Origin of the sequence: Paenibacillus sp. CF384, assembly GCF_900106745.1 — a bacterium.
Classification (GTDB): Bacteria; Bacillota; Bacilli; order Paenibacillales; family Paenibacillaceae; genus Paenibacillus_Z.
Genome location: NZ_FNNV01000008.1, coordinates 256394 through 269834 on the forward strand (window position 1 = coordinate 256394; position 13441 = coordinate 269834).

Below are 13441 nucleotides of genomic sequence, written 5' to 3' on the forward strand. Positions count from 1 at the left end.
GACGATGAAAATGAGATGGCAGGATGCTGCGTTCGATGTCTTTAACATAGGTGTCCTTACGATATTGATGGTTGTTACGTTGTATCCGTTCCTACATGTGCTTGCTTTCTCACTTAATGATGCTGTGGATTCCATGCGTGGAGGGCTGACGGTGTGGCCTCGCAAATTCACGTTTGCAAATTACGGTGTCATCTTCCGCTACGATGCCTTAATCGATGCTTCCGTCATGAGTGTGCTGCGGACCGTCGTCGGGACGGTAACCTCGGTCTTATGTACGGCGATGCTGGCTTACTCGTTATGTAAGAAGGATCTGATCGGATACAAGTTTTTCAATTCGCTGTTCATTATGACCATGTTCCTCTACGGCGGCTTGATCCCTACGTTTATTCTGTTTAAGACGATCCACATCTATAATTCGTTCTGGGTCTACATTATCCCGGGCCTGATCAGCGCCTTCAATATGATCCTCCTTCGCACGAATTTCAAAGCCATTCCGGAATCGCTGATCGAATCCGCTTATATCGACGGAGCTAACGATATTTATGTATTCTTCCGAATCATCCTGCCGCTATCGACGCCGATTATCGCCACGATTGGCCTGTTCGTTGCCGTCGGGCAATGGAACTCTTGGCAGGACACGCTGTTCTTCACGGTCAATGGCAAGCTGCAGACGCTCCAATACGTGCTGATGAAAATTTTGAATCAGACCGAGGCCGGCGCGATGATCAATCAGATGAAATCCAGCATGGCCCGCCGAGGGATGGTCAAAGTCACGCCTGAAGCCGTCAAGATGGCGATTACGATGGTCGCAACGGTGCCCATACTGTGCGTGTACCCATTCATTCAGAAATATTTCGTCAAAGGTATGCTGCTCGGCTCCATAAAGGGGTAATCGGTTAAATTCGGGGCTGTTCGTCCTCCTAGAGGATTTGTAATAGCATAATAGTCAAAGAGAATTTACACTAATGGGGGAGGTTAGGTTTCACATGAGAAAAGCAAGAGTTCGGAAAGTACTTGGTATGATGTTGAGCGCTCTGTTGATTATTTCCGTAGTAGCAGGTTGCTCTGGCAATAACAACAACGCGACGGACGATTCCGCGAAGCAATCGTCAGAAACAAACGAATCAAGCGCAGCGGCGCAGACAGGGGATATGTCTGCATTGCCGGATGCGGAATTCAGCGTCATGCTTGGCTGGAACGTACCGCAGCTTGCGTCTCAGGATGCGCCGGTCGTGAAACAGGTCTATGATAAAACGAAGGTTCGCCTAAATCTTGAATCGCCTCCGGCCAATGTGGACGAGAAACTGAATATTATGCTGGCCAGCGGTGAAATGACCGACGCGATTGTCATTTCCAATCCTTCCATGGCGCAGAAGTTCATTGACGCCGGCTATGTCATTCCATTAGACGAATTATTCGATAAATACGGCGGGCAAATCAAGGAGAATTTAAACGCGGTATGGGGCCAACTGAAAAGCGAAGACGGAAAGATCTATAAGATCCCTTCGGGCTATATCCTTCCGGGTGCGGACAGAATGCTGGAAACCGGCTATAGCTTTCAGTTTCTGACCAACGTTCTAGAGGCTAAGGGCTGGTACAAGCCGCAAACGTTCGACGAACTCACGGCGCTGCTCAAGGAAGTGAAAGAAAAGTATCCGCAATATATTCCGATGTCTCTGGCACTCGGAACGGAAAGCTTCTACACGAACATGCTCAAAACCTTGGCAGGGGCCGAGGGCGTAAGGCTGTACAACGATTACGTCTGGACGCCTGACGATAAGCTGATTTACAAATATAAGGACGCCGGCATCCGCGATTCGTTGAAATGGCTGAACCAACTCTATCAGCAAGGGCTGCTAGACGAGGAGTCGGCCGTTCAGAACATAGACGGGTTTAAGGCGAAGATGGCTTCCGAGAAGGTGTTCTCGTCCATCGGTTCTTGGTTCGACAACATGTACGAAGCGAACAGTATTTTTACCCAAGATAAGAAGCCGTTCCGCTTCAAATACTTCCTGCTGAAAGGAAACCCTGAAGTAGCAAAGACGACCTATGACGCATACGGAGCAAACTACGATTCGGGCGTCTATATTTCGAGCAAAATGAAAGATCCGGAGCGGTTCATGCAATTCGTGAATTACATGAATACACAGGAAGGCAACTTGCTGCAAAAAGGCGTCGTTAACTTTGACGGAGAAGATAAAGATGGCTATGATTACTTTATTACGGAAGAAGACGGCAAAAAATATATCAAGAGCACGACTTTCCAAGTGAACGGATGGCAGAATGATGAGCTGTTTGCATCGAAGCGCGGATTGAACAATTTCGGGTTCCTGACCTTCAGTACGGACATGAACGATCACCCAAGCTTCACGTACCCAATGTCTCGCAAAGAACTGGACTTCTCGATGTGGTGGGACGAAGAGACCAAGAGAGCCAACGAGGCGTTTGGCGAGAAAGGAACGGATTGGATCGAAGAAGGAAGAAACACAGGGTGGGATTACACCGATATCGCAGGGCTGAACTTTAAGCCGGAGAGCGCGGAGTTCATTGCTACGACTAAAGTGAATCAGTTATCCTACAACTCGATCGTCAAGCTGATCCTGTCCGCGTCTGATGCGGATTTCGATAAAGGCTACGATGAGTTCTTGAAGAAAGCGGACGATATGGGCATCGGTAAAGCGGAAGCAGCGATGAACCAGATGTATCAGGATCGCAAAGCAGAATGGGGAAATAAGTAAATAAAATTCGGAAAGGCTCCGGTTGCCGCAACGGGAGCCTTTCCGAATTTCTAATGGGCAATTTCGGCAAGGAGGAATCATCATGATTAACTTGTTTATCGTGGACGACGAGGATATGGAACGGGAGGGTATCCGCTCCCTCTTCGACTGGAGTCAGCTCGGCATCACGATCATTGGCGATGCCTGGAACGGACAAGCCGCTTTAGAGGCTCTTGTCGACGTGGAGCCGGACATCGTGATTACAGATGTGCGGATGCCTGGCATGAACGGTTTAGAGTTCGCGAGTCGGCTGAAGCGACATTATCCGAACGTCAAATTCATCTTCATTAGCGGGTATGAGGATTTCGATGCGGCAAGGAACGCAGTGGATGTAAACGCCGTTGCTTATTTGATGAAGCCCATCAATAAAGAGACCTTGATGGATACGATTTCCGGAGCGATAGGCCGGATTCAAGAAGAGAAACATCGCGAGAACGAGGAGGTCCAGCTCAAGCATCAGGTGGAAGAAAGCTTGCCCTTGCTGCGAGAGCAGCTGCTGCGGGACATTCTGCTCGGCATCGAACGGATCGATGGCGAACGGACGATGCAGCGGGCAGCGTCTTATGGATTGATGCTGCCTACTATCCCCACGGCCGTCATGATCGTGAAAGCGGAGGAGCTTGGGGCAGACCGCGAGGAATCGGAGCACTTGAAGACGATTGCTGTCTATCGCGAGCTCAGCGGGATGATCGGGGAGGAGACGAGCTTACCCGTCGTCATGACCCGGGAAGGCGAATATGTCGTGCTGATTCCGTGTTCTCCGATTCTGACGCAGGAAGACATGGAAGAGCATTTGGAACAGACGGCCGAGAGCTGGATTCAGCAGCTGCAGCGGTCAACGGGGATGACGCTTGCGATCGGAATCGCGCTTGCAGAGGACGGTATTCGAAGCTGCCCCCGCTATTATCGGATGGCCAGAGCGGCAGTCGGCCGCAAGTTTTATTCAGGCACGCAAAATGTACTGTGGCACGAGGATGACGAAGGCAGCTGGGATGAATATCCGATTCTCATTCATCGTTCCAAAGCTGAATTGGAAGAAGCGATTATCGCCTCCGATCCGGTGAGGATCGAACACATCGTTACGACCTGCTTGCAAGGCAAATCGATGAAGAAGGAGCAAGCCTGGTTCGTGGCGATCGATCTTCTGAATACCGCTTTGCAAACGCTTGCGGAGAAGAAAGAGCTGATGAAAGCGGCATTCGAGCAAGAGAAGGCACCATGGGAGAAGCTGATGCTGATGGATACCATTGATTCGCTGTCCGCCTGGGTCGTCGCTTATATTCAAGGCATCTCCGAATTAAGTAAGCGAAATCAAGGCAACCGAAACGAACACATTGTGCAAACGATCAAGCAGTGGGTAAAGAGCGAGTACATGACCGATTTAACGATCAATTCCATTGCAGGCCGCGTATTCCTGGCTCCGGGTTATGTCCGGAAGCTATTCAAGAACCACACAGGCATGACGCTAAAGGAGTACATCGTGCAAACCCGAATGAAGAATGCGAGCGAGCTGCTTCGCCAACCCGAGCGTAAAGTAAATGAAGTCGCGCTTGCTGTCGGCTACGAGAACGTTTCCTACTTCTGCGCGGTATTCAAAAACTTTTACGGCATATCGCCGGGGGAATTCAAAGATGCGTATCAAATCCTGGCTTAAAGCGTTACCGAACCTTACCATCAATCGAATCAGATTGAAGCCGAAATTAATCGTTTCCTATATGGTCGCCGCCTTCTTGCCTCTTCTGTTCATGGGCTTCTTCCTGGTGCATAAGGCGAATCAGATCATCGAGAATCAGACCAACCTTACCTACGGCATCTCGATGCAGCAGTTGATGTACAATATGGAAACTCGGCTCGCCTCGTATGAGGAGCTGTCCAATCATTTCTACTTTGATACCAATTTGAACTTGGATCTCCAGAAGGATTACAGCAAGAGTTCGAACCTGGACAAATACGAGGTCGAGAGCGATTTTATCGAGCGCGTAAAAGTATTGCTGAAATTCAAAAACGATCTGCGAACCGTCGGTATATATTTTCATAATGCGACACTATATAACGCCAAGCCCTATCTAACCTATGCCAACGACCAAATTGCGAGTCAACTTGATTTCCAGAGAGCCTCGGCATCGAAGTATAAAGGATATTGGGGGAAGGTGAAGTCCATACCCGATGGTAATTTGTATTGGGACGTGGAATTAAGACGCAACGCGCCGAATACCCGGGTATTCAGCTACAATCGGCCATTGGAATTTTATACGGATCACCATTCGGTAGGCTTGCTGACGATTGAAATCAAGGAATCGGAGTTCTATCAACTGCTGTCCAAAGAGGGGAAGGACAAGGCGATCTACCTCGTGGAGCCCGACGGGAATATTATTACGTCCAACGATCGGACCAGCTTGGGCAACAACCTGGAAGCGGACGTGCTGGGCGAAATAGGGGGAAAAGCTAGCGGGGACTTTCTGCTGGAGCGGAGTGGAGATCACTTCAAGGTGATGTACAGCGAATTGTCGAACGGCTGGAAAATGGTTTATATGATTCCGGTCAACCGACTGCTGGAAGAGACCAAGAACATGCGAAATTACGGACTGCTGTTTATTCTTGTCAGCGCTGCTCTATCCGTAGCTTTGCTCGTTCTATTCTCGAATCTGATTCTCGGCCGTATGACCATACTGCTCAAGCGTATTCAACGAATGAGGAACGGTGAAATCGAGACGGGGCGGTTCGTGAGCGGGAAAGATGAAATCGCCGTGCTGGATCATAGCTTTAATCAAATGGCGGAACGCATGAAATATTTGATCGACGAAGTCTATACGCTCACGATCAAGAGAAAGGAAGCCGAATTGACGGCGCTCCAAAGCCAGATTAATCCACACTTCCTCTATAATACCTTGTCCACGGTCAGCTGGCTTGGCCGGAAGAACGGGAATGACGATGTATGCGAGATCGTGGAAAGCTTGGCGAAGTTTTACCGCATTTCCTTGAGCAAGGGGAAGGATGTCATCACGATGCGGGAGGAGTTTGAATGCATCAAAGCTTATATCGATATTCAGCGCTATCGAATGAAGAACCGCATTCGCTCCATCTATGCAATCGATGACGGCATTATGGACGCGAGCGTATTGAAGCTGATTTTACAGCCCATCGTCGAGAACGCGATTCTGCACGGACTTAGTCATGAGAAGGAACAAATCTCGATTCTGATCAAGGGCGGGTATAACGGAGGGATCATCCAGCTTGAGGTGAGTGACGACGGAGTCGGCATGGAGCCCGAGGTAGTAGCTATGCTGATGGATGAACATTCACAGCTGAACCAGAAGGGCGGTTATGGCCTGCGCAACGTGAACGAACGGATTAAGCTGCAATTCGGACACGAGTACGGTGTAGAGGTCAAGAGTAAGCCGGGTTCCGGTACGTCGGTATTCATCCGATTGCCTTATCAGACGGAATAAAGGAACGTTTTCGAGCACAAAAGTCCGATTATTTTGCTATATCGAAGTGGGCTCCCTGATGTATGATGAGGACAATTCCTCTAGCGTGTACAGCACGACTGGCATGGAAAATGATAGAACGGAGTGTGAAAGGGAATGATGGGGATTTCCGAAAGATCGGCTCTAGTGAATCATACGATACCTGAGGATTACATGGAACGCGTATATGCGGGATGGGTGGGTAAAACGATCGGTGTCCGTCATGGCGGCAACGTCGAAGGCTGGTCTTACGAGCAGCTGGAGCGTACGTTCGGCGAAATTACAGGTTATTTGCACGAATTTAAGAATTTCGCTGCTGACGACGACACGAACGGACCGTTGTTCTTCCTGCGAGCGCTTGAGGACTATACGCATACGCCTGATATCACCGAAGAGCAAATGGGGCTGACATGGCTTAATTATGCGCCTGACGGACATGGCTTCTATTGGTGGGGCGGATACGGTAAATCTACCGAGCATACCGCTTATCTGAACTTGAAGAACGGGATCATGGCACCGCGTTCCGGTTCTATAGCGTTAAATGGAAGCGCTGTCGCGGAACAAATCGGCGGACAAATTTTTATCGATGCGTGGGGATTGATCGCGCCGGGCAATCCGAAATTGGCTGCTCATTACGCGGAGAAAATTGCCAGTGTCTCGCATGACGGCAACGGCAAATACGGAGGCATGTTCATTGCAGCCTGTATCGCAGCCGCTTTCGTGGAGCGGGATATTGAAGCGATTATCGCGGCAGGTCTGGCTGTCATTCCTGAGGATTGCGAATATACTCGGATGACCAAAGACGTAATCGAGTTCTATCGCGGCAATCCGGATAATTGGCGGGACTGCTTCAAGTTCGTATTCGATAACTACGGTTATGACCGCTATCCCGGCGTCTGCCATATTATCCCGAACTCTGCGGTCATCGTCTTATCCTTGCTTTATTCCGAGGGCGATTACTCCAAGGCGATTAATATTTGCAACATGTGCGGATGGGATACCGATTGCAACGTCGGCAACGTAGGCACGATCATGGGCGTAATGGTCGGCTTGGAAGGCATCGATCCATCATGGCGCAAGCCGATCAACGACTTCCTATGCTGTTCCAGCGTCATCGGTTCTTTGAACGCGGTCGATCTGCCATGGTGCGCGCAATACGTTGCCGAGTTAGGTTATCGCATCGCAGGCACCGAGCCTTCGGACAAATGGAAGCCGATCTTAAGCGGCGCGCAATCGCAGTTCCATTTTGAATTTCCGGGCTCTACGCATGCGTTCAAGACCGATTGGGACGACCGGAGCCATCATGTCACGAGCTTCGTGGAGAACACGACGGAAGCGGCGGCAAGCGGAGAGCGCTCCCTCAAAGTTGTATTCGATCGTTCCCACGGCGGACAAGGCTATCGGGCTTACCGACAAACCTATTACCGTCCCGAGGATTTCAACGACAGCCGCTACGATCCATGCTTCTCGCCAAACCTTTACCCGGGGCAATCGATCGAGGCGAAGGTCATGCTGCCTCTGTCGGAGAAACGGCCGATTCAGGTGCGGTTGTACGTACGCGATCGTAATGCGGACGTTCGCCATTACGGGGAGAAGATCACACTTGCGCCAGGTGAGTGGACGAAGCTAGCCTACTCGATCCCGGCAATGGAAAACGTCTGTCTGCTTGAAGCGGGCATCGAGTGGATTCCCGAAGGAGGCTGGGGACCGCTGATCGCTTATGTGGACGACATGCAATTCGCCGGGAAGCCTGATTACGCGATCGACTTTGCGCAGGAACGTCTGGAGAAGTGGAATGGCATTCATATTGAAGTGAGTCAGCTTACGTACTTGCGCGGCTTATGGACGCTGGATGAAGGGAAGCTGTGCGGCAGCTATTACGGCGAGTCTGCCGAGAGCTACACGGGAGATCTGCAGTGGAAGGATTATCGGTTCGCGGCTTCGGTCATCCCGCAATCCGGCAGCGAGCATCGCGTTCTCTTCCGCGTGCAGGGCGGCATTCGCTCTTATGCCGCTGGCTTCTCCGAAGGTGGCAAGTTCCGTCTATATAAGAACGAGAACGGCTATCGCGAGCTCGCAAGCGTCGACTTCGAATGGGCTTACGGTCAGGAATATGATGTAGCGATTAGCACTATTGGCGGTGACTTCGAAGTTTCCGTTAACGGAGACACTGTGATTCGATACAAGGATGAAGCTGCGCCTTACTTGAACGGCATGGTAGGCTTCGCGAACGATCAGGGCAGTCGTACGCAATATTCGACTTACGCAGTTAAGGGGATTTAGGAGACAAAAGAGGCGGTGCAGGATAAATATCCTGCACCGCCTCTTATTCATTATTTCAACAGCGATTTCAGCTTCGTGCTCGCGCTGGCGAGAACCGCTGGATCGATGACGGCTTTGCGCTCGATGAGCATCTCCGCCAAGCGAATGTCTTTGGCGATGCCGGGACCGATGCCGCTGGCTGCTGCCAGTGTGCCGTCTTCCGCCAGATGGAAGAAGAAATGCACGTTGTCGGCCGATTCGCGCTTGATCTTGTTCGCACTGCCGAAGTCGACAAGGCCTGCAACCTGCAGTGACTCGTCGTATTGATCCGACCAGAACCACGGAATAGCTTCATACGGTGCATCAGCGCCGAGCATATTCTGCGCGGCATGAATGCCTTGGTCCTGCGCATTGCGCCAGGATTCAAGACGAACGCGCGTGCCGCCGTACAGCGCAAGCGGGAAGGAGCAGCAATCGCCGGCTGCGAAGATATCCGGGTCGCTCGTAGCAAGCTTCTCGTTAGTACGGATGCCATTCTCAATCTCAAGGCCGCAGCCTTCAGCCAGAGCAATCTCGGGCACTGCGCCGATACCGATGATGAGAGCGTCGCAACGAACCGTTTCTCCGTCGGCCATTTCAATAATCTGGGTGCCGTTAGCGTTCGTGATGCGGCTGATGGCTGTGCCGATCTTGAACGTAACGCCTGCTTCGCGATGTCTCGCTTCCACGACATTTGCGATTTCTTCAGGTACGCCGCGCGTCAGAATACGCGGACCTACTTCAAGCAGCGTAACGTCGCAGCCGCGCTCGCGAGCAATCGCCGCAACTTCGAGGCCGATGAAGCCGCCGCCGACGATGACGATATGTTTGCCAGGGTGCAGCTGTGAACGAATCGCAAGCGCATCGGAGAAGGTGCGAAGGTACATGGCACCGGAAGTATCGGAGCCTTCCATGTTCAGCTTGCGCGGACTTGCGCCTGTTGCAAGAAGCAGTTTCGCATAGGCTAGCTCTCTGCCGTCTGCAAGCAGAATACGGTGCGCTTCGCGATTAATGCTAGTTACATGACTGTCCGATAGCAGCTGAATAGTAAGCTCGGCGAGCTTAGCCTCGTCCAGCATGAATGTCGGAGCCGGTGTTTCTTCTTCGAGCAGGACGCTCTTCGATAGCGGCGGACGCTCGTAAGGCGTGCGGTTTTCTTTGCCGATCAGCGTAATGCTGCCTTCGTAACCTTGATTGCGCAGTTCCATCGCTGCATTGGCACCGGCTTCGCCAGCGCCGATTATAACCATTCCTGGTTGTGTCATATATGGTTAATTCCCCTGTCTTAATCGATTTTGATATAGATCTTGCCCGATTCCACTTGAACCGGATAGGTTTTGAGATCCTCGCATACAGGCGCTTTCTTGCCTTGGCCCGTCGTATAGTCGAATCTGCCGTTATGTTTCGGACATTCAATGACATGTCCCATCACCAAGCCGTCGGATAAGTGAACCTTCTCATGGGTGCAAAAGCCGTCGGTCGCGTAAAATTTTCCTTTATCGGAATGGTAGACAGCAAACGTCCGGTCTGCGTGATCGAAACGGATGACATCCTCCTCATCAATATCGTCAACTTCACAAACCTCAATCCAGCCCTCAAGTGTACTCATGTGTTAACTTCCTCCTGTTCGTATTGGTGAAACGTTTCACCTTGTCATTCCATTATAAACATTGCTCCTTCTACTGTCTATTCTACAAAACTTACATCTATTTATGTAAGGGTTTTCATATAAGTGTTTAGAGGAGGACATTGTCCGACTGATTCTACCTTAAAGGAGGAATTAATAATGTTTCGACAGTTAAAAAGAGGGGCGAGTGCAGCTCTGCTGACGACGCTCGCGGTGAGCGTGATCGCGGTGCAGCCCGCCGCTGCAGCGACGACGGTAATCGTCGATCCGGGTATCCGGTCACTGCCATTCGGCGGATGGGGTACCTCGCTTGCGTGGTCGGCGAATTACACGGGCAATTGGACCAGCAAGGATACGCTGGCAGATTTGCTCTACAGCACGACGAACACGGATGCGAATCCGAGCACGATGTTCAACATCGCCCGCTACAACATCGGCGGCGGCAATGACCCTGCCTACGTCAGCTCCATGCGAGTTGGCGGTGCGGTGCCGGGGTACAAGGCGACTTCGACCTCCGCCTATGACTGGACAGCGGATGCGAACCAGCGGTGGTGGCTGCAAGCGGCGAAGTCCAGAGTGCCGTCAGCCGATTTCAAGGCGGATGCCATCTCTTATTCGGCACCGTATTGGATGACGAAGAGCGGACAATCGACAGGGAACTCCGATTCGAGCCAGGATAACCTGCTGAACGGGTACGAAGCCCAGTTCGCGGATTATTTGACCGAGGTGGTGAAGCATTTTCGCGATAGCTGGGGGATTACGTTTCGGACGCTGAATCCAATGAATGAGGCGAACTCCAACTACTGGGCAGCAGGCGGCAAGCAAGAGGGGATGAAGGTTTCGGCCGGCGCAAAGCAGATTGCCCTTATTAATGCGACCAATTCAGCGCTTATAACGAAGTCGCTCACAGGCACGACGATCAGCGGTCTCGACGAAACCAGCATCGCGATGTCTCACAGCTCATTGGACAGTCTTGATGCGACGGCAGCCGGCGCAATCACGCAGTTTAACACGCATACGTACAGCGGCGGGGATCGCCAAGGGTTATATCAGAAGGCAGTCGGCAATGGCCGCAGACTGCAAATGTCCGAGGTGACCACTTCCTCCGGGACGCATGATCATAGTTCGGTATCTGCCTACCTCGGGCTGGCTTCTGCCATCACGACCGATCTCAAAGACCTTGCACCTCAAGAGTGGGTGTACTGGCAGGCAATTGAGTCGGAAGCGGAGTCGCTCGCGGGGAATGGGAACTGGGGATTGATCCATTTTGCCTCGGACGGCACACAGAATTATTGGATTACGAAGAAGTTTCATGTGATGCGGCAGTACAGTAATTTCATTCGTCCGGGGTACAAAATCATTGCCAACAACGATGCCAAGACGATTACTGCGATCGATCCGGCAACCGGCAAAGTATCGATCATCGTTTACAATGACACGGCTTCGGCCGCCAGCTACACGTTTGATCTGAACAAATTCGGCACCGTGACCGGCTCCGTTCAAGCTTACCGGACGTCATCGACGGAGAACCGGGCCACACTATCCACTATTGCGTTGTCCGGCAAAACGTTCACGACCAGCTTGCCCGCGAATTCAGTATCTACCTTTGTCGTCCAAACTACCGGAGGTACGAGCAACCTCGTGCAAAATCCGAATTTTGAAGCAAGCGCTGCTGGCCAGAACATGCCGGGATGGACAACGTGGGGCGGCGATTATAAAGGTACGAATATTGATGCCGATTACACACAAGCCGGCGGAATGAGCGGTGGTTCCTATGAGGCGGTCCATTGGAAATCGGCAGCCTATACGGTTTACACTAGCCAAGATATTAGCTTGCCGAACGGTACGTACACGCTCAAAGCGAATGTGAAATCAAGCGGCGGCCAGAGTCAGGCCAGAATGGTTGCCAAGAACTACGGCGGGACGGAACTGTCCGTGAACGTTCCGACGACCTCCACCTATACGACGGTCACGATACCTAGCATCCCGGTCAGCAATGGCAGCGTGCAAATCGGCTTCTACTCCGTAGCGAATGGCGGGAATTGGATTGCCTTTGACAATGTGAGTCTAACGCCGGTGAACTTGGGACTGAACAAGACGATTTGGGGTTCCAGCCAGTGGGACGCGAATTATACGCCAGCCAAAGCTAACGATGGCGATTCCGCGGGAACGAGGTGGAACTCGGCTTCCGGTACAAGTGCGGGAGAATGGCTGCAGATTGATTTTGGCAGCAGTACGACGTTTAATACGGTGGTGCTCAAGGAGTTCGACACGCGGATTACGAGCTTCAAGATTTCCTATTGGAACGGATCTGCTTGGGTGGACAGCGCAACGGGGACTACGGTCGGAGCGAGCAAGACGGTGACCTTCACGCCGGTAACCGGTACGAGCGTCAGGCTGTTGATCAATTCGGCGACCAATACGCCATCCATCTATGAGTTCGAGGTTTATAATCAGTAGCAAGAAGGGAAGCACTGACCTGTTACGGTTGGCTGCTTCCCTTTCTTGTGTACGGAAATTCCGCTTCGTTCAAGGAATCTACAAAGGTTGAAGGTACATGGTCGCAATGTTATTTGTAAAATAATAGGAGGAAGTATTTCTTCGTTTACTAGTCTAATTTAGGTGGTGAGCAGGAGATGAGGTTTTGGTTCAGAAAGAACAAAAAACAATCCAGATCAGAAGATACTCCTCAAGCAGACGAAGTTGTGATGTCCGAATCTACGGTGGAATCTACTTTGGAGACGGAGCTTGCGGAACCTGCTGTCGAATCGAGGCAATTCTGGAATTCCGGACTGTCCACGCAGGATTGGATCGGCGAGATGTACAAGGAACAGGAGCGAAAAGGCGCATTCGATCATCTGCCTGGCAAAGGGAAGCCAATCGAGGTTCCTTCCGGCGATATCACGAACAGCTTCCTGAAAGAAGCGAACTTCTTGCCTGCATGGCTGATGCTGCAGCACGATATCCGGGATCAGCTGCAGAAGCTGGTTCTCTGTACTGATGCTGGCAGGAGCGGCATGGTCGAAGCGGAGTTGACTGAAATCAACGAGAAAATCATGAAGTTCAACAACATGGTACCGAGTGCGATTTTGCAAAAAAGGCGCATAACGAAGGAAACGATGCAGCTTCAGTTGGAACTTTGGAAATAACGAAAGCAGCCCGAGAGGGCTGCTCAGAATGTCGAGAAACCCAACGTTTTTTTTCAAACGTTGGGTTTCTCTTTGGTTTTAGGGTTGGTTTGTGGAGGTCGAAGGGCGTTAAGCCTCCTT

The 13441-nt window shown here is 51.3% G+C and carries 9 protein-coding genes; 7 read left to right on the top strand and 2 right to left on the bottom strand.

Going from position 1 to position 13441, the window contains the following annotated elements:
• The first annotated feature begins 4 nt into the window (after positions 1 to 4).
• From BLW29_RS15720 to BLW29_RS15740, 5 genes are all read left to right on the top strand, one after another.
• Complete coding sequence (locus tag BLW29_RS15720; RefSeq protein WP_256208655.1) at positions 5 to 892, top strand: carbohydrate ABC transporter permease; 888 nt, start codon at positions 5 to 7, stop codon at positions 890 to 892.
• Between the two features lie 94 nt (positions 893 to 986).
• Positions 987 to 2738 carry an extracellular solute-binding protein gene (locus tag BLW29_RS15725; protein WP_090981158.1) on the top strand — a complete coding sequence of 584 codons (1752 nt, stop codon included), beginning with the start codon at positions 987 to 989 and terminating at the stop codon, positions 2736 to 2738.
• Positions 2739 to 2820: 82 nt separating this feature from the next.
• Complete coding sequence (locus tag BLW29_RS15730) at positions 2821 to 4431, top strand: response regulator (RefSeq protein ID WP_090981160.1); 1611 nt, start codon at positions 2821 to 2823, stop codon at positions 4429 to 4431.
• On the top strand, positions 4409 to 6226 hold the full coding sequence (locus BLW29_RS15735) for a cache domain-containing sensor histidine kinase (RefSeq protein WP_177186653.1): 1818 nt from the start codon (positions 4409 to 4411) through the stop codon (positions 6224 to 6226). Before BLW29_RS15730 ends, BLW29_RS15735 begins: the two co-directional genes overlap by 23 nt.
• 135 nt (positions 6227 to 6361) lie before the next feature.
• Complete coding sequence (locus BLW29_RS15740; RefSeq protein WP_256208657.1) at positions 6362 to 8527, top strand: ADP-ribosylglycohydrolase family protein; 2166 nt, start codon at positions 6362 to 6364, stop codon at positions 8525 to 8527.
• A gap of 50 nt (positions 8528 to 8577) precedes the next feature.
• On the opposite strand, the gene BLW29_RS15745 is transcribed toward BLW29_RS15740, so the two are convergent.
• Positions 8578 to 9810: an NAD(P)/FAD-dependent oxidoreductase gene (locus BLW29_RS15745; protein ID WP_090981163.1), complete on the bottom strand. Its 1233-nt coding sequence runs from the start codon at positions 9808 to 9810 to the stop codon at positions 8578 to 8580.
• Positions 9811 to 9830: 20 nt separating this feature from the next.
• Entirely contained in the window at positions 9831 to 10154 is a 324-nt protein-coding gene (locus BLW29_RS15750; RefSeq protein ID WP_090981165.1) for a MocE family 2Fe-2S type ferredoxin, read from the bottom strand.
• Between the two features lie 177 nt (positions 10155 to 10331).
• Between BLW29_RS15750 and BLW29_RS15755 the strand changes: the two genes are divergently transcribed.
• Both BLW29_RS15755 and BLW29_RS15760 read left to right on the top strand, forming a co-directional pair.
• On the top strand, positions 10332 to 12632 hold the full coding sequence (locus tag BLW29_RS15755; RefSeq protein WP_090981167.1) for a discoidin domain-containing protein: 2301 nt from the start codon (positions 10332 to 10334) through the stop codon (positions 12630 to 12632).
• Between the two features lie 176 nt (positions 12633 to 12808).
• Positions 12809 to 13321 carry a DnaJ family domain-containing protein gene (locus BLW29_RS15760; protein WP_090981170.1) on the top strand — a complete coding sequence of 171 codons (513 nt, stop codon included), beginning with the start codon at positions 12809 to 12811 and terminating at the stop codon, positions 13319 to 13321.
• The last annotated feature ends 120 nt before the right edge of the window (positions 13322 to 13441 follow it).

Bases quoted from the DNA above. Each gene is read 5' to 3' on its own strand.
- BLW29_RS15745 (WP_090981163.1), bottom strand. From the start codon at position 9,810: ATGACACAACCAGGAATGGTTATAATCGGCGCTGGCGAAGCCGGTGCC.
- BLW29_RS15740 (WP_256208657.1), top strand. From the start codon at position 6,362: ATGATGGGGATTTCCGAAAGATCGGCTCTAGTGAATCATACGATACCT.
- BLW29_RS15720 (WP_256208655.1), top strand. From the start codon at position 5: ATGAAAATGAGATGGCAGGATGCTGCGTTCGATGTCTTTAACATAGGT.
- BLW29_RS15735 (WP_177186653.1), top strand. From the start codon at position 4,409: ATGCGTATCAAATCCTGGCTTAAAGCGTTACCGAACCTTACCATCAAT.
- BLW29_RS15755 (WP_090981167.1), top strand. From the start codon at position 10,332: ATGTTTCGACAGTTAAAAAGAGGGGCGAGTGCAGCTCTGCTGACGACG.
- BLW29_RS15760 (WP_090981170.1), top strand. From the start codon at position 12,809: ATGAGGTTTTGGTTCAGAAAGAACAAAAAACAATCCAGATCAGAAGAT.
- BLW29_RS15730 (WP_090981160.1), top strand. From the start codon at position 2,821: ATGATTAACTTGTTTATCGTGGACGACGAGGATATGGAACGGGAGGGT.
- BLW29_RS15725 (WP_090981158.1), top strand. From the start codon at position 987: ATGAGAAAAGCAAGAGTTCGGAAAGTACTTGGTATGATGTTGAGCGCT.
- BLW29_RS15750 (WP_090981165.1), bottom strand. From the start codon at position 10,154: ATGAGTACACTTGAGGGCTGGATTGAGGTTTGTGAAGTTGACGATATT.